The organism is Deinococcus cellulosilyticus NBRC 106333 = KACC 11606, assembly GCF_007990775.1.
GTDB lineage: Bacteria > Deinococcota > Deinococci > Deinococcales > Deinococcaceae > Deinococcus_C > Deinococcus_C cellulosilyticus.
This window is the reverse complement of record NZ_BJXB01000003.1, coordinates 97,511-115,358: the sequence shown is the minus strand read 5'-3', so window position 1 is coordinate 115,358 and position 17,848 is coordinate 97,511. Positions and strand designations below refer to the sequence as shown.

Annotated in this window: 4 protein-coding genes; all 4 read right to left on the bottom strand. The window is 59.9% G+C overall.

What is annotated here, in order from left to right:
• Window position 1 precedes the first annotated feature (1 nt).
• The 4 genes from DC3_RS04330 to DC3_RS04315 all read right to left on the bottom strand — a co-directional run bounded on the left by DC3_RS04330 (window position 2) and on the right by DC3_RS04315 (window position 17,840).
• Window positions 2-583: a M23 family metallopeptidase gene (locus tag DC3_RS04330; protein ID WP_146882675.1), complete on the bottom strand. Its 582-nt coding sequence runs from the start codon at window positions 581-583 to the stop codon at window positions 2-4.
• A gap of 160 nt (window positions 584-743) precedes the next feature.
• The gene (locus DC3_RS04325) at window positions 744-9,041 is read right to left on the bottom strand and encodes a beta strand repeat-containing protein (protein ID WP_146882673.1); all 8,298 of its coding nucleotides are present in this window, start codon (window positions 9,039-9,041) and stop codon (window positions 744-746) included.
• A 1-nt stretch (window position 9,042) separates the two neighbouring features.
• On the bottom strand, window positions 9,043-14,532 hold the full coding sequence (locus tag DC3_RS04320) for a DUF11 domain-containing protein (RefSeq protein ID WP_146882672.1): 5,490 nt from the start codon (window positions 14,530-14,532) through the stop codon (window positions 9,043-9,045).
• Entirely contained in the window at window positions 14,529-17,840 is a 3,312-nt protein-coding gene (locus DC3_RS04315) for a DUF11 domain-containing protein (RefSeq protein WP_146882670.1), read from the bottom strand. Before DC3_RS04315 ends, DC3_RS04320 begins: the two co-directional genes overlap by 4 nt.
• Window positions 17,841-17,848 lie beyond the last annotated feature (8 nt).

Below are 17,848 nucleotides of genomic sequence, written 5' to 3'. Positions count from 1 at the left end.
TTCAGCGGTATGCGCTGGTGAACAGGCGCATTTCATCGTGCATGTCTGGCGTGGCTGCCCTGAATTTCTGGTACAGCTTGGAGGGGTCCACAAAGAAGGTGCGGCACATGTCCCGGTTTCTTCCCGGCCAGAAGGCATAGAACGGCGCTCCACGTTCATCTCCAGGGATCTGCCTGGGAAAGTCGATGTGCAGGTGGGCCAGGAATGTGCCCCTCTCCCCTTTCCCGATCCTGCCAATCTCCTGGCCTGCAGTGACCCTGTCCCCCACCTTGATGAGGTCCTGTTCCAGCAGGTCATGACCGTATCTGGAGTAGATCCCGTACTGCTCATGCCAGATCACGATCAGGCCACCCCACAGGCCTCCGGCATGGTTGCTGATGTATTTTACTTCTCCATCTGCAACGGCCAGGAAGGGCAACCCCAGGTCTCCGTCTCCAGCAATGTTTTTGCGTTTCACCCAGTCGTAATAGTAATTGCAGTCCCATCCGGTGTGGTAACCCAGATGGGTGGGGTAGGTTCTGTCTGCATAGACCGCAGTAATCTGCGGTTTTCCCTCGGACCGCATCGGAAACATCAGTGGCATACCGACAGGATAGGCTTTTTGAGACCAGAATCAGAGCCGTCATTCTGTGCGGGTGAGGTCACATCAATCAAAGTCGGATCAGGATTTTCCCCATTGACAGCGCTTTTCAACAGAAACACCCCGGCAGGTGGCCGGGGTGCGGGTGTCCAGGGTGCTGGAATCAGCGGATTTTCACCTGATACAGGAAGTACCCGAAATCTCCCGGGGCCATCTGGGTGATGTTGCAACTGGTGGGCAAATTCAGGGGCAGATCAATCACACCGACCACCCCGAGGTGGACATTCACCACAGCGCCATTCGGGCAGTGCAGTTCCATCTCTCCTGTGGCTCCATACATGTTCTGCAGCAGGTCGGTGAAGTAGGGGATGTTGTCCCCGAGCACGATGTCGGTGATCACGGTGTCTCCAGAGTTGGTGAAGGTGATCTTGTACTCGATGGTTTCCCCCACCTTGCCTCCGTTGCTGGTGGTGTAGGAGGTTTCTCCCTGGGTGATGTTGCGCAGGCCCTTGGTCAGGCTGAGTTTGCCTCCGTTGCCCAGGGTGCGGGTGGTGGTGGTGTCCAGCAGATACAGGGGATCTTTGACGCTGGTGTTGTTCTGCCAGGTGAGTTCTGCCTTGACCCTCACTTTATCGACGGAGTTGGCGGCAAGGTTGGAGGGGACGCTCACCAGCACGTGGTATTCACAGGGTTTGAAGCTGCCGTCACTCAGGCGCGGCCAGCTGTACCCGACCTGCACAGGGTTGACCAGCACATTGACGTTCTTCTCGGCATCGGTGAGGGTTCCATCGCAGTTGAGGTCGCCATAGACCGCATAGAACAGGTTTCCGGTGGTGGCAAAGTTCAGGGCACCGAGGGTTTGCGGAATGTACGAGTGGGTGTAATCAATGATGCCAGGGCTGCTGGTGGTCCCGCTCTGATCGGGCCTCCAGGCAGAAGGACTCAAAACCCCGAAGTAGAAGCTGCCGTACACCTGACCACTGGTGTTGCTGTACACCCGACTGGACGCCAGACCATCGTTCAGGGCAGAGGCGAGCACCACAGACGTGCTGTTGTTGATGTTGTTTCCGGTGGCAGGCTGCACATTGTGGGACACGATGACCAGTTGACCCCCGAACTGCTGGTGGGGCAGGTAGATCTGGAAGTTGCCGCTCCCATCGGTCACAGCCGTAACGGTTCCCGTTCCAGCAGTGGCTTTCACCGTGACGCCAGAAGCACCTTTTTCCTGCAGGTCCTGAATGCCGTTGTTGGCCTTGCTTTCATCTGCAGCACTTGCTGCACCATGGGCATTGTCGTAGAACACCCGTCCGGTGAGCCTGGAGCCGTGATAAAGCCCGAAGTTCTGGTTGCTCACGTTTCCAGCCACATCCACCTGTTTGCTGCCAGAATCGGGATTCATGTACAGCCAGCCTGTGGGGGCCTGAATGGCAGGAGCAGGACTGCTGACCACACCAGAGACACTGGACACTGCAAGGGTGTACGTCCCGTTGCCGATGTTGGAGAAGGAGAAAGCTCCGGTCCCAGCATTCACGGTGGTGGTTGCCACCACATTGCCGCCCTGGATCAGGTGCACGTAAACGGTGGTGCCCGTGGCCCAGCTTTCTGTGGCTTCGCGGGTGCCGTTGGGTTGCAGGTCCTCGTACACGTTGCCAGAGACGGTGAACCCTCCGACACTGATGGTCACCAGACCGCTGAACTCCGAGGTCTTGCCGCCCAGGGTTGCGGTGGCGGTGAGCTGGGTTCCCACGCTGACAGAGGCCAGCAGGCTTCCCACCGGAATGCTGAACTGGAACCGGTTGGTGCTGTCCTGGCCCTGTGGGGTGCCATTCACTGCACCCGGTCCGTAAGATCCGGTGGTGCTGTCCTGATCCAGATAAAGGCAGGTGGCGACTGAAGCACAGCCTTCGGTCAGGGTCACGAGGTAGGTCTGCCCTTCACCAAAGCCACTGGGATCAGGGCTGGCAATGAACAGTTCAATGGCTGCGCCAGGACGGGCGTACCCCTGGACCACCAGGTTTCCTGCCTGCAAGGTGGCCGTGGTGAAGACCGGGAAGTTCAGGAGGTCGTTGCCGCCCGTGTCCGTGTCGCCTGAGTCGTTGATGGTGTAATAAGGGTCCGTGCCTTTGGTTTCATCGTCCCCGGTTTTCAGGAGGTCGATGCCGATCTTGGTGTTGTTGTGGATCGAGTTGCGGGTGATCACATTGTTGTTGCTGCCCACCTGGATCTGCACACCCGATCCCACGTTGTTGCGGATCACGTTGAATTGAACGGTGCTGCCACTTCCGTAAAGCCGGATGCCTGCATCTTCGAGGGGGCTTCCTCCAGAAATGCCGATGCCGTTGCCGTCAATGGTGTTCTGCTCGATGGTGTTGCTTCCTGCGCCCGAGTAGGAGTCCACTCCCACCCCCCAGTTGGCGGTGATCAGGTTGCCCCGCACAGTGGCACTTCCGGAAGCACCGTTTTCGATGTCGATGCCATCCAGGTGGCGGTTGAGGATGGCGTTCCCCCGGATTTCGTTTCCGATGATCTGCCAGCCTGTGGAGCTGTTTTCCACCCCAAAGCCTTTTCCGGCACTGCATCCGATCAGGTTGTATCGCACGGTGCCGTTGTCTCCCCCAACGCTGCGGATGTTGTCTCCGGTTCCGGTAGAAACCGCTGTGGCAGCAGTGGCAGAGCAATCGAAAGCGGTGCGTGCAGCCTGCAGGCCGATCCAGTTCTGCTCGATCAGGGTGTTCACAAAGGTGTCGTCGATCTGGATGTTGGCATTGTTGTCGCTGTTGGCCGAGCTGCCAAACCCGTAAATGGACACCCCACGCACGGTGATGTTGTTGGCAGAGAGCCTCAGACCCACGCCAGGAACCCCGCTGCCTGCTTTGATTTCCACTTCTGGACGGAACACTTTGTTCAGCACCAGTTCGTCGCCACTGCTGGCCACGGCATCTGGCCCGAGGCCCACTGTGCCCCCGGTGCCCAGTTGATCCGTCCTGCCGTTCGCTGCCTGGCTGTTGGTGTCCCCGATGTTCACGGTCTGGGTGGTGGCATCCAGAATGGCGTTGGGGCTGTTGGTTCCGGTGAATTGCACGGTGCTGCTCAGGGTGATGACAACCACTCCGGTGGTGAGCTGGCCAGAAGGCACCATGAAGATGCTGCTTTCCTTCCCTGCGGGGAGGGCCTCGTTGGTGTTGTCGAGCTTCTTGCGGTTGCCGCTCTGGGCCAGTTTGCTCTCATCGCCAAGGGCATTGGCATTGAGCACGAACTGCCTCAGGGACCCCTGACCGCTGTCCCTGGTGCTCACGATGGTGTCGTAGTTGAAGCCGAAATCCACCCCGCTGACGTTCCCTGCGTTGAGGTTCACGAGGCTGATGGACTGCACTTCGATGCCCGTCTGGGCGTTCAGGGCGCTGAGGGTGCTGCTGGCGTTTGCTGCAGCGTCCACTTCTGCAGGGTTTTCTCCTCCAACCCTGTTGGTGACGGCCACAGCAGTTCCACTCGAGGCATTCGTCCGGTAGGTCTGGACCGGAATCAATCCCGTTCCAGAGGTGGCGCGCACGGAAGTCAGGGTGCTGTTCACCACGCGGATCTGGTAATTGCCTTCAAAGAGCCCGATGCTGTAGGTGCCTCCTGCCTGGGTGGTCACACTGTTCTGCACACCTGCGGTTCCTGGATTGAGGTCCACGGGATTCCCGGCACTGTCGTACACCTCAACGGTCACATTTGCCCGTCCGATGGCTCCGGCAGCAAAACCGCTGCCCCCGTTCTGGGCACTGGTGTTGGAGGTGGCGTAATCCCGACCTGCCCCTCCACCGTAATTGACATCTTCAAAGACCGTTCCGGACACCTGATTGAACAGGTACACCGGACCAAACTCGGAGGTGGCTCCTGCTGCACTGGTGGCGGTTGCCGTGACGTTGGTGGCCGTGCCCAGAGCCGTCACCTGAGCGGCAGTCAAAGTCAGGGTCACATTGAAGTTTCCGCTGGCATCTGCAGTGCCCTGACCAATGTAGATGGCCCCTTCACCGTGTGGTTTGCTGAGGGTGTCGCTGACCAGCACAGGTCCGTTCTGGTTGGCCGGATTGTTGTCTGCAATGAAGAACTCAACGGTCACGCCAGCAAAGGTGGAGTTGTTGGGGGTGGGAATGGCGTTGCTGGGCAGGTTTCCACCCACCACCCCTCTGAGCTGCAGGCTGTTTCCGGTCAGCACACTGGAGGTGATGATCGGGTAATCGATCATCTGGTTGGGCTGGGCCGTGGTGAGCCCCCCATCGTTGGCCGAAACCCCGTCCTGTCTCAGGTCGATCCCCAGGGCCGTGTTGTCATAGATGGCGTTCTGGGAGATGGTCTTGTTGTTCAGGGCAGAGATGGTGCCTGCAGCGTAAATCTGCACACCGGTCTGGTTTCCGGTGATCACGTTGTGCAGAATGTAGTCCCGCACGGTGCTGCTGTTGAAGGTGGCCGTTCCTGTGGCCGTGTCCAGAGACAGGCTGATCCCACCAAAAGCATTGTTGCTGATGGTGTTGTCCTCGATGCGTTTGACGGTGTCGCTGGGGGTGTAACCCAGTTCGATCCCTGAATCCCCTGTGCCCACCCCGGTGATCAGGTTCTGCCTGATGGTGATGAGGCGGTGGTACGTCCCAGAAGGGCTGTAGTTGGGGTTCAGTTCAATCCCTCCGCCCTGGGTGGTCCCGAGGCGGTTGGTGGAGCGGATTTCGTTCTGCTGGATCAGCACGGTGTCGAGTTGCAGGGTGTTTCCGGTGGCAGCAATGCCTCTGCGCTCCATGAAACCAATCAGGTTGTTCTGAAGGGTCAGGTTGCTGACTGCGCCACTCCAGATCACAATGCCGTTGCTGCTGCGGTTCCCTGCGCCAGGATCGCTGAAACTGCTCGCCGTTGTTCCAAGGATCATGCCTTCGATGGTCACGTTGCTGGCCCCATCAATGACCACATCCCCGTGGTTGCTGGTGGTGCTGTTCTGCCCGAAGCCCCGAACAGCCAGACCGCGCAGGGAGACATTGTTTGCCCCGACCCACAGGCCGTTGATGCCAAAACGCCCGGTCAGTTGCACTTCTGGACGCTGCACCTGGGCCAGCGTGGGATCATCTCCCCCACCTTCCTGACCATCGTTCCCGGTGCCCACCGTCACTCCAGCACCGAGCACACCGCTGTTGGTGTTGCCGATGTTGGCGGTCTGGGTGGTCCCATCCACAATGGTCCGCACCGCATTGGCCCCAAGGATGCTGGGGAGGGCTGGATCGGAGGCCCCTGAGAGGTTGATGATCGCCACCCCACTGGTGTGCTGGGCCGCAGGAATCATGAAGATGCTGCTCTCGTAACCTGCTGGGAGGGATTCACTGGTCCCTGCAGTGGTCCTGCGGTTTCCCGACTGGGCCAGGCTGGTTTCCCCTCCGAGGGTGATGGCGTTGGTGATGAACTGGGCAAGAGAGCCCTGCCCGGTCCTGTTGGTGTTCACAATGGTGTCAAAGTTGAAGCCGAAGTTCACGCCCGTGACGTTCACCGAGGTCTGGATCACATCAATGGGGCTGACCGTCTGGACCTGCCCTCCACTGGAAAGGGTGAAGGCGGTGGTGTCCAGCACTGCACCGGATGCTCCAGAAGCCGCATCCACAGAAGCGGGTGCCCGGCCCCCCACCTCGTTTGAAACGCCCGTGACGCTTCCCGAGGTGTACACAGAACGGTAGGTCTGCACTGGAATCAGGCTGCTGGTGTACCCACTGCGGCTGGATTGCACCGTGCTGTTCACCACACGGATGTAATGGGTCCCCAGCAGGGAGAAATCAAAGCTGTACGCTCCGGTGCTGCTTGCGGTGGTGCTGAGCATGTAATTGCCATTTGCGTTGTACAGTTCCACTCTGGCAGGCACTCCGGCCATGCCCTGACCGCTGTTGAAGTTGCGCCCTGCCCCTCCCCCATAGTTGTAGTCCTCAAAAATGGTGCCTGAGAAATTGCAGGGGGCAGCGAAGGAGACGGCATCCAGGAAGTTTCCGAAGGTGGGGTCTCCTCCAGAGGCAGAAACCGACTCGAAGGCAAAGCGGGTGACAAACTGTCCGGCAGGAACGGTGTAACTTCCGGTGTAGAATCCCCATCCACTGGTGCCATCGGAGGCCGTCTGCAGCAGGGTCATGGAAGCAATGCTGGTGGTGGGAGCGCCCACCCTGAGGCGCAGGGTGTCGGTCCCGAGGCGGCCCCGGTGGGCGAAAGTCCAGCGGACCACCTGCCCGGGTACGGTCACCACATCCTGGTACAGCGAGGAGACCATGTTGGCGTTCAGTTCTGCAAACTGGCCTCCTGCGAAAGCAGGCACCCCATTGAATCCAGACTTCCAGATTTCGATCTGGTTGTCGGTGGCGGTGGTGTTCCAGCCCGGCACATTGGTTTTTTCGGTGATGATGTAGGTGCTCAGGGGCACCGAGAGGGACTCAAACCCTCCATTGTCGAGGCCCACCCCACACTGACCAGAAGGCATCGGAACGGCCAGGTTGATCTGGTGATCCTCCACTTCACCGCTGTTCAATTGCCCGACGGGTGATGGAGAGCCCACAGCACTGGTGGTGTAACGCACCCGCAGGTAACTGACCCCGTGCCGCACAGCATTGCCCAGGGTGAAGTTCAGGCTGTTGCTTCCTGCAACCACGGCCTGGTTGGTGAGGACCTGCTCCCCGGCATCCAGAAAATCCCCGTCCAGGTTGAGGTCGATCCAGGCATTCACAAACCCTGATGCAGAGGCCACCACAGACATCACGTTGCTGCTGCCCGCCAGGGCCACTGTGCTGTAATTGCTCCCCAGAGCAGGGTTGAGGGTCACGCCATCTTCGTCATCGGTGCCGTTCAGGTCGTCCCCATTGGCTGCCGTGGTGGGCTGGTTGGCCGACTCGGTGTCCACCCCGAGACCCAGGTACCCTCCACCAACGAGATGGCTGGCACTTCCGTAGTTGTAAGGACTGGCGGTGGGGGCATCACCGAAATCGAAAGGATTGATCAGGGTCACATCTTCAGCAGTGCTGCTCGCTGAATTGTAGGTCCTCTGGTTGCCGGTGGTGCCGTCCGGACTGGTGTAAGTGGCAGTCACCCCGTTCTGGTGGGTGGTGAGTGCTGCACTGGTCGAGACATTCACCGTGAAAGGAATGGTGACACTGGCTCCAGCAGGCAGGGTGAAGCTTCCCCAGCTGGGCGTGGTGCTGCCCGAAGTGGGGTTGCTGGTGGTGGTGCGGGTGGCTCCACCAGACAGCACCACCGTGCCTGTTGACGCATAGGTGAACCCCGTGGGAAGCGGGTCACTGATCACCACACTGGTGGCGGTGCCACTGTCGGTGGCAGCGTTGGAGACTGTGATGCTGTAACTGGCGGTGGCCCCACTGATCCGGGCAACCACCGGGGTGCTGGTGCTCTTGGTCACGGTCAGGTTGGGGGGAAACACCGAGGTGAAATTCATGGTTCCACCGGTGTTGTAATCGCTGTTGTAGTGGTAACTGCTGCCCGAGAAATCGTAGATCAGGTTGTTGATGGCCCCGTTCCCGGGACCCAGAATCCTGACGGTGTAAACCGTGGTGATGGGGTTCCCCCCGGCTTTGCCTCCAGTGATGTTGTAGCCAGAAACAGGTCCGCAAAAGCTCTGGTTGGGGTTGCTCTTGCTGTAATCGTAAACGTAATTCCAGCCGCAGGCGTCCCCCCAGGCGATCTGGTTTTTCTGATTTGGAGGCTCATCGTAAGAGGTTTCGATTTTCAGGATCTGGAACTGGTTGTTGGGAAAGTTGGGGAAGTGCTCAATCTGCTCGTACCCGCCTGTGGCCGTGTCCACCACCAGGGTGTACTGGTAGGTTTTGCCCACCTCAACCGTGGTGGAACCCGTGAGGCTTTTGACCGAGTTGCGGTTCTGGGACACCAGTTTCTCGATGTAAAGGGCACGTCCAGAGGGGGTCTGCACGGTGCTGGCATTGGTGGCCGTGGCCCGGATGATGTAATCCTGCTTGGTGGTGTACGCATCTGTGGTGCGGGTGATCACCCCGTTGAAGTAAAAATCAAAACAGTTGGCAGGAATGCTGGTCTGGGTGGGGTTGGGGTACATGTAGGTTTTTCTGCCGGTGGGGTTGGGATCGACCCCGGCAGGCAGGGAGGCCACACTGTAACTGTCCAGGTCCTGCAGGTTGATGTAGGGGTTGTTGGTCCCGGTCTTGAGGAACTGCGCAGTCACATTGGTGGCGGTGCTGCTGCCAATGTTGCAGACCCGTGCCCCCACCACAAAGACGTTGGGGCCAGTGTTCACGTTGTTGGAGTCCAGACCGATGATGTCCCAGGTGATGGGGGTGATTTTCAGGGTGGTGGTCTGGGCCTGTGCAGCAGACCCCACAAACAGGAGGAGCAGCAGGCATTTCAGGAGGGACTGCCAGATGCCAGCAATACGCCCCCTTCCTGCACGGTTCAAACCTGAAGATGCAGTGCAAAACATTTTATTCTCCTCCGAAAGTCATTTCGTCCAGCAGGAAGTCGAGCCTCACGTAGAACCCGCTTCTCGCTTCAATGTTGGGTGCGCTGTCCAGCCCTTTGAAGTTGTACCCTCCGGTCAGCCACAGGCCTTCCAGCATGCGCAGAGAGGCTTCCAGCCCAAACCCATAGGTGTAGCTGTTCACCGCAGGGGTGGAAAGCATCCGCACGTTGGCTCCAATACCGAAAGCATCGGTGAAGTAATAGGTGCCCCCGGCGTACACCTGGTAGGTGAAACCCTCGGGGTCCATGAGGGGGTACTTGAGGTCCAGTCCTGCGCGCAGTTGCCAGTCAGGCAGGAAATAGCTGCCTGCAACCCGTGCGGTGAGTGCAGGGGCATTTCCTCCCATGGAGCCATCGGCGTACTTCAGGTAGCCCAGAGCGTTCCACTGGGCTGCACGGGCTGCAAAGCCCACACTGGCCTGCTTGCCTGCTTCCGCTCCGAATTTCTGCTGGTAGTCGGCAGAGAGGGTGAGCACATTGCTGACACTGGCGGTGAGGCCCGTCTTGACCAGCACGGAGAGTTCCCCTTTGCTGTTCAGGCCCAGATCGGTGCCCAGGCTGCCCACCAGTCCCTCTCCCTGGTAGCGGAAGGTGGTCCCGAACACGTAGTTGTTGGTTCCGCTGTTGAAGTTGCGGTCCATTCCACCTTTGAGGTCCACAGACCAGCTGGCAGAGAGGGGCAGTTTGGTGTCGGCACTGAGCCTTGCACGGTTTCCATCGCCAGAAGCGGTGGGCAGGTCGTAGTACACCGACAGGTTGGTGCTGTCGCTGCGGGTTTCCAGACCCACCGCAGCTTTGTTGTTCCCATTCCAGGTGTATTCGTCGGTGGCCACAAAAGCCACATTGTCCTGAATCTGGTAGCGGGCTTTCAGGGAGGTCACGGACTGGCTGGAATCCTGCAGGTTCTGGGCGTGCTTGAGGTTCACACTGAAAGGGCGGGTGTCGTAGCCCAGTCCGGCCTCCATGAAGGTGCTGTTCTGGGTGCCAAAAAGCTGGCGCACACCCACAGAGGCGTTGAAGGCATCTGCTTTGTAGGTGGCAGCGGCCTGCACGCTCAGGTTTTCCTGCCCTGAGCGCACCGTGTAATCTGCTCCGGCACTCACACCCCAGTTGCGATCAAAAGTCTTGCTGACGCCCACCTGGGCATAAAAGCCCTCCTGTGTGCCTCCCAGGCCCTGGTAGGTTGCGCTCTGGAAACCGCTTTTTGCAGTGGCGGTGAAGTCCTCTGATTTGTAGGAGGCACTGGCGTCCCACTTGTAGCCTTCCAGATCGGTGAGGGCAGAAGCGCCCACCGTCCAGATTCTGTCGCTGTAACTGGCCGTTGCCCCGATGGTGTAGTGGTTGCCCACGTTCACCACACCTGCGGTGGCCTTCAGGTTTCCGTCCGTCAGGCTGTACTGGGCACCCCACTGCAACTGGCGTTCACTGGGAGCAGTGGCCGTGCGGTAGCGCACTTCGAGGCTGTGACGGGTGTCCAGGTCCCCGAGGTCGGTGGGCAGCACCAGATCGCTGAGGATCAGGTAGCCGTAGTTGTATTCCATCAGGTAGCTGGACTTTGCAAGCACCTGGCGGTCCTGCACTCCGCTCTTCAGGTCGGTGCGGATCAGGGTCACCTGCTCGCTGTCGGGCAGCACAGACATCTGGGCGAAGCGGAAGAAACGGGAACCCCGGTCCAGCATGGGGAAGGTTTCGGTGGTGAACTGCGCCACCGGGACCAGTGCAGCAAACGCAGAGAACCTGCTGTTCCCTTTGGTGCTCGCGGTCAGTGTAGTGTTGTTGCTGGGGACGGCCACAAAATCCACGGGCACCTTGCCCTGGCGGTAGGCCACTTCAAAGCTGGGATGGTCATAGACAAAAGCCACCGGGTCCATCCCGAAGAGTTGCTGCTCACTGGTGCTGTTGTCGCCCCGGATGGGAAACGCCTGGTTCTGGGCGGTGTCTGGCAGGGGGGTCAGGCCATCGCTGGCTGCAGCAATGTAGAGTTTCCCTTCCCACAGGGGGCCTTCGTAATAGGCCCGGCCCAGCAGTTGCACGAGTCCTGTGGAGAAGCTGACCCCGACGCTGGCCTGCCCAATGGCAAGGCGACGCTGGGTGAACTGTGGACGGAAGTTCCCACTGTACCGAATGCTGCCATAGCTGAGGTTCAGGCTGATGTCCTGCGGGGTGGTCTGGGGGCGGAACTCCAGGTAGGCCGCTCCGTCCTGCAGGTACACCTGATAGCCCGCAATCAGGGGGTCGTTGTCTTTCGTCACCACTTCACTGCTGGACACCTCCAGGGTGACGTTGCCCTCTCCGGTGGGAACGCCCGCCTCATCCACCACTTCCACCTTGAAGCGGATCGGGTTGGTGCCATCGGCGTAGATCTGCAAGGGGGTGACACGCAGGTTGCGGGCAATGCCCGGACGGATCACCTGAATCTGTTCTTCTCCGACCTGCAGGATGTTCACACCCACCTGAAGGGGCACGGCGGAGTACTCCAGACGCTGCTGGTTGTTGCCCCGGTCCAGCACCCGTTTGCCCAGCAGTTCTGCTGCCACCGGCTGACCGTTGACCGTCAGGACCAGTTCCTCGTCGGCGGTGCCTTCCACCACCACGCTGATGCTGTCCCGCTGTCGGACCACCGTGCCACTGAGGGGCTGTTTGATGTGGCCTGCGTTGGTCTGGGTGCCCTGCACTTTTCCAGCAGCGAGGTAATCCTCGTATTTGACCGCACCAGAGAGCACTTCCTGCCTGCCATTGGGGTAGATCGCCAGCAGACCGGGAGCAGGCACGTCTTTGAGGGCTGTGGTGTGGCTCAGGCGGTAGGTGATGCTGCCCGAAACCGAGGCGGGCACCGTCCAGTACATCACGCCCTTCTCGCTGATCATGGGATCAGGCAGGGATTCCCCGTTCAGGGCACTGCTGCCCGTGACGTAGGTGGCCCCTTCGAGCAGGGCCTGGGCAAAGACCAGTGTTCCAGCATGGCTCTTCTGGGTGAAGGGAATGGTGATGATGGATTCCCGTAAGGGCAGCAACTCGGGCAGGACCTCCACCTTCGCCACAGCAGGGTTGGAGATGGCCTCACCGTTCTTGCTGAGCTGCACGACGTTCTCGAAGATTCCGACCAGCTTTGTCTGGGCAGAGACTTCGAGCACTTTTTCCTCAAGTGGCTGGAAGCTGAGCAGGGCATTTTCTCCGCTGGCGATGTCCAGACCGGAATCGTGCTTGCCGGAGAGTTTGACATCCACCTCGCGCTTCAGGGGGTTTTTGAGGGTGATGGTGTAATTCACCGGGCGACCCACCACGGTGCGCGGCTGATCCACGGTTTTGCTCAGGGAGAACAGCACCCGCTCGAAAGGGGTTTCTGCAATCTGCTTCTCACCGTTGCTCTCAAGGACCGCTTTGAGGACAGCCTTCTGCTGAATCCCGAAGGTGGTGGTGGCCTGGTAGGTGAAGCGGCGGCTCTCACCAGGCTGCAGGTACCCCGAGAATCGGGCATCGTTGTCCGGTCTCAGGAGGCCCGTGCTGTCGTCTGTGAGGGTGAAAGGCAAAGGCAGGGTGGAGGGGTTGGTGAGCTGCAGCACCACCTCCTGATCCTCACCGGGAATGCTGGGGGTGGTGAGGGCGGACCGCTGCAAGAGCAGCCTTGCCACATGCAGGTCACTTTTGGAAACCAGGGTTTTTTCCAGACCTGCACCGCTGAGCTGCACGGTGTTGGTGATCCATTCAGGCGCACCCACATTGACCTGTGCGTCATAGGTGAAGGTCTTCTGCTCGCCTCCTGCAAGATCAAAAGTCTCTTCCAGACTGTTTCCAGAAAGGCCCACAGGCAGCACGTCTTTCAATTGAATGTTCTTCGCAGGGGCGTCTCCGGCGTTGCTGACCGTCACGGTGTAGGTCACGGTGGAGCCCGGAGCGGCTTCTTTCACACTGGCCGTCTTGCTGAGGGTCAACTCCGCAGGGCGGATCACGGTGATGTTCACCGCGCTTTTCTTCTCCCAGGGGGCAAGTGTTGCCGGAACAGCATAGGTGCCAGCTTTCACCGCGCGGGCACGCACCACCAGGGTGGCCCCCTCCCCTGCCCGGATGGGTGAGGTGTACTCGGTGGGGTCCAGGGCTTCAAACCCTTCGGGCAGCATCAGGGCCAGTTCTGCGGGGATGTACTCCCCGAACTGGGTGCTGCCTGTCACGGTGAACTCCACCACCTCACCTTCAGTCAGAACCTCGCGGTCTGCGACCAGACGCAGGCTGACCTCAGGGCGGTATTCAACGCGGATCTTGCCGATGCCCTGGTTGGGCACGGAAACACTGGCAGGGGCATTGACCGTGGTTCCCGGAATTCTGACCGCCTGCACGCCATAATTCTGGGCCGGGAATTCATCATCGAAGCTGCCCCTGTTGACCTGCAAGGTGGTATCGCCCACTTTCACCTGACTGGAAAAGGGCTGCACCTCATCGGGAAGCACCAGCACGGATTCGATCTGCAGGCGACCCACCTGTTTCTGGTCGGGTTCGCTGCGGGCAATCACAAAAGGCTGGGGGGCAGGAATCACCACAGGCTGAGGGGCCACTGGAGGGGTGACCACCACAGGTTGCGGCTCTTCCACCGGAGGCTGGACAGGCACGGTTTTTTCCGGCACCTCCACCACGGGTTCCTGGGGAGCAGGAGGGGTGGGCTCTGGAAGAACAGGTTTCGGAGTCTCCTGAACGGGAGCAGGTTTCTCCGTGCTGCGCTGGAGCAGTTCGAAACGCACGGTGTTGGAAAACTGCTTTGCCTCCGGAGACTGCCGGGCGTACACCACGTATTTTCCGGCCTCTCTGGGGAGGGGGGTGTCTGCCCACTGCAGGTCTCCAGAAATCTTGAGGGGCAACACCCGACCCGAGGGGGTCATGATCTGGGCGTCCATCTCCATGAGGCCGTCCCCATCGTACAGGCGCAGGCTGACTTCATCCTGCAGAGGGGGCAGCAGTTCCAGGGTCATCACAGGAATCCAGGCCTGACCGCGCACGTTCAGGCTGGCCCCTTTCACAATCACCTGGGCGTTGGCACTGTCGGCCTTCACCTGGAAGGTGTTCTTGCCGTACCCACTGGTGGTCACAGTGAGCAGGTAATCTCCGGGCTGCAGGTCCTGCTGGTAGAAGGTGGACCAGTTTTGCTTGCCCCCGGCGTACACCTGCTGCTTGAGGACCCGTCCAGTGCTGTCGGTCAGGGTGAAGATGGACGTCACGGCATTCAGGTCGTAGCGTTCATCCCCGAAGTAGGTCTTGCTGCGGTAATCTTCGGAGTCGAAGCTGGCCCCATACAGCTGCAGGCGCACAGGGCCTTTCTGCAGCACCCGGACGATCAGCTGTTCTTCTCTGGCTTCCCATTTCAGGCCATTTCCCACACTGGTGATGGGAAGGGTGGTGGCGGTGTTCTGGGCCAGGGCCTGGGTGGCCCCGAGCATCAGGAAGAGGGTGAGCAGGCGTTTCATGGGTACCTCCAGCGCACCTGTGGATCGGTCAGGGCTCCCGACCACGCACCCTCGAAATGAATCCGGTAATCCAGCAGGTGGTCTCCCTGAGAGAGCACTTCGAACTGGGGTGCGGCTTCCCCTTCCAGCAGGGTCGCACCTTCCGGGAGAAGGTCGGTGATCTGGAAGTCGGGCAGGTCCTGGGTGGCGGTGAGCTTGACGGTCACGATGTATTCATTATTCCCGGCGGGGTGCACAGTTTTCTGAACGGTCAGCGGACCGTATTGCAGACGGGTGGTGCGGAAGGTGCGCACATCGGCACTGGAGGGGAGCAAGGGGAAATCCACAGTGGTGAGTCCAGCGATCATCAGGTTGCGGCTTCCGGGTTTGCCCCGGTCTTCGGGCATGGCTTCGGGGGTGTAGGGTGCACTGAAGGGGTCCAGACGCAGGGCCCAGATGCCGGTCTGGATGCCGTCTGCACTGTATCTGCCTTCTGCATCGGTGGTGATGGAGCGGCCACTCGAGAGCACCACCCGGGCGTTTTTCAGGGGCTGATCGATGGCAGGGTCATACTTGCGGTCCTCATCCCGGTCCACGTACACGCGGCCCACCAGCAGGGCTGGGGTTTTGAACAGGGCGCTCTTCACCTGCACGGTGGCGGTGGACACCCCACCACTGTTGGAGGCCACGGTCACCACGCACTGGTTCAGGTTGGGGTCTTTCAGGCCGCATCCGATGGCGGTGGCCCCGTTGATGATCTCATCGCCCACTTCGGGGGTGACGCGGGTGCTGAAGGTGAGGACCAGTCGGGCCTGGGCAGGCAGGGCAGGCAGGGTGGACTGGGCACTCTGACCCCAGCGCAGCAACTGTCCCTGCTGCACCGGATCTGGAGCGGTGTGCATGGGTTGATTTGCAGCACCCGCATTTTCCAGCTTCCACTGGGTGCTGCCAGGGATGTACACCAGTCCTCTGGGCAGCAGGTCTTCCAGCATCACATCCTGCACGGTCACGGTGCTGGCGGGGTTGGTGAGGGTGAGGGTCCAGTTGAGGACATCTCCGTACTCCACCACTTTTTTGTCGGCTTCTTTCTTGAGCAGCAGGGCGGTGGACCACAGGAGCACCTGCACGTGGTTCGATTCGAGGGGGGCAACGAGTTCCAGGGCATCTGCAGTGAAGGCATTGTCCAGCACGTAACCATCACGGGCATCCGGGTGCACTTTCACTTTGAAGCGGATCTCTGCGATCTGCTCTGGGTCCAGCGCAGGAATCTTCCATTCCAGACGGGTGGCTGTGCGTTTCCCCTGCTCGTCTTTCAGTTCGGTGCGGACCACCTGAACGTCGGGCTGCACAGTGCCATCCAGCAGCACTTCCATGCTGATGTAATCCAGATTGGGGTCCAGCAGGTCGGTGACCAGGAGTTCGGTCAGGGTGTAGGGCAGTTTGTTGGTGAGGCTGAGGGTGTAGGTGTACTCCTCACCGTGGAGCAGTTTGGTGCCCGCCGCAACAGACTGGGATTTCTGCAGGTTCAGCTTCTGGTCTGGCCCCAGCACGGCGTGGCTCAGGCTGTCCAGAGAGCGGTTCACCCCACCCCGGTCCGAAGCAGCAACCACACGGACACTGAAGGGGGTCTGTTTGCTGGACACCCGGGTGTAGCAGATGCGGAAGTTCTCACTGCCCCCAGCAGGAAGGGTGAACTTCACCGGAAGGGTGAGTTTGCTGGTGCCCTGATAGAAGTCAAACTTCACATCTGTGCTGTTCAACACCGGGGTGTCGTTGATGTCTTCCAGGGTGAGGGTCACGGTGTCCGTCACACCCGCAGCGTTCAGCACGGTGTGGTCCAGACATTCCATCAGGTTGCGGGCAAGGATTTCACCATGCACGGTGTCTTCCTCGGTCAGTTCGGCAGCTTTCGGCAGGGAAAGTGGACCGAGCCAGATTTCCGGGGGGTACTGCACGGTGATGCGGTCCAGGGTGCGGTTCGGGGTGGCCCCCAGTTTTGAGGTGGCCTTCCAGACCACATCGAAGGTGCTTTCTGTGGGGGTGCTCGTGGTGTAACAGGTCTGGAAGTTCAGGCTCTGGGTGGGTTCCAGGGGGATTTCTGCAGGAAGTGGGGTGCCCTGCGCAGACAGAATACGCACCTGCACATCAGGGTTGATGGATTCCACGGCAATGGACACCACATCACTGATCTGGGCGGCGTTCAGCACGGTGTGCCCCATGCAGAGCTCCTTGCCCTGGGCAGTGATTTTGCCCTGCTGCATGTCTGCATCGGTCATTTCTGCGGCCTGGGGCTGGGACAGTGGCCCCAGCCAGATTTCGGGGCGGTTCAGCACCTTGAAGGCAAAACTGGAATCTGCAGAGACCAGCACTGAAGGATCGGTGCTGGATGCCGCCTGCACCTGGGCACTGTTCACCCGGTTTCCCAGCAGGGCAGCAGAAAGGACTTTCAGTTTGAACTGCACTTCACGGATGCCCGCTCTGGGGATGCGGTCAAAGATGACCGACACGGCCTGGTTTCCACTGTCAAAATACAGGGCTCCAGGGAAGGGCTTCACACCGCTGACCACTTCCAGAGACCCGGGCACGTAGGCCATGCCCTGCAGGCCTTCCTGGTCGAGGCGATCCATCACCTGCACGTTCTGCAGGTCGTCAAATCCGGTGTTGGTGACTTTCAGTTTGACGGTCACCTCGTCGTCTTTGCGAACTTCCGTGAGGGTCATCTGCTTGTCCAGTTTGACGGCAGATTCAGCAGTGAGGGTCACCCGGCCCACGTTACCATTGTCGGTTTTGGTGCCCAGACCATCTGTGCACAGGGCTTGAAGATCAAAATGGGCACTGCCTGAGGTGCTGAAGGGGGTCTGCACCTGCACCAGCACCCGTGCAGATTGACCGGCTTTCAGGTCAATGGCCGTGATTTCCGGGTCGGTGGGGTCAATGGCCCCATCGTTTTGCAGGTCATGAAAAATTTTGATGCTCTGGGCGGTCCAGCCATCCAGGGCTTTGACCGAGAGGGGCAGGGAAAAAGCCCCATTGCCCTGGTTGAACACGGTGTAACTGAGGATGGCGCGGCTTCCAGCAATGCTGGAAATGACCTGACCGGGATTGCTCACGGTGCCATCCGGGAGAATTCTGGGTGCGCAGAGCCCCAGAACGGTGGTGGTCACCGTTCTGGAGAACCCCTGAGAGCGGGGGTTGCCGGGAAAACTCTCGTTGTACTGCGTTTTCAGCTGGTTCTCAATGGAGCTGCCCGCTTCGGTCTGGGCCTGGGCCTGTCCGAGAGCCAGCAGGCTCAGGATGGTCAGCATCAGGTTTCGCAGGGAAGCAGGCATATCAGGGT

Excerpts from the sequence above, each read along its gene's own strand:
- DC3_RS04330 (WP_146882675.1), bottom strand. The coding sequence starts at position 583 with ATGCCACTGATGTTTCCGATGCGGTCCGAGGGAAAACCGCAGATTACT.
- DC3_RS04325 (WP_146882673.1), bottom strand. The coding sequence starts at position 9,041 with ATGTTTTGCACTGCATCTTCAGGTTTGAACCGTGCAGGAAGGGGGCGT.
- DC3_RS04320 (WP_146882672.1), bottom strand. The coding sequence starts at position 14,532 with ATGAAACGCCTGCTCACCCTCTTCCTGATGCTCGGGGCCACCCAGGCC.
- DC3_RS04315 (WP_146882670.1), bottom strand. The coding sequence starts at position 17,840 with ATGCCTGCTTCCCTGCGAAACCTGATGCTGACCATCCTGAGCCTGCTG.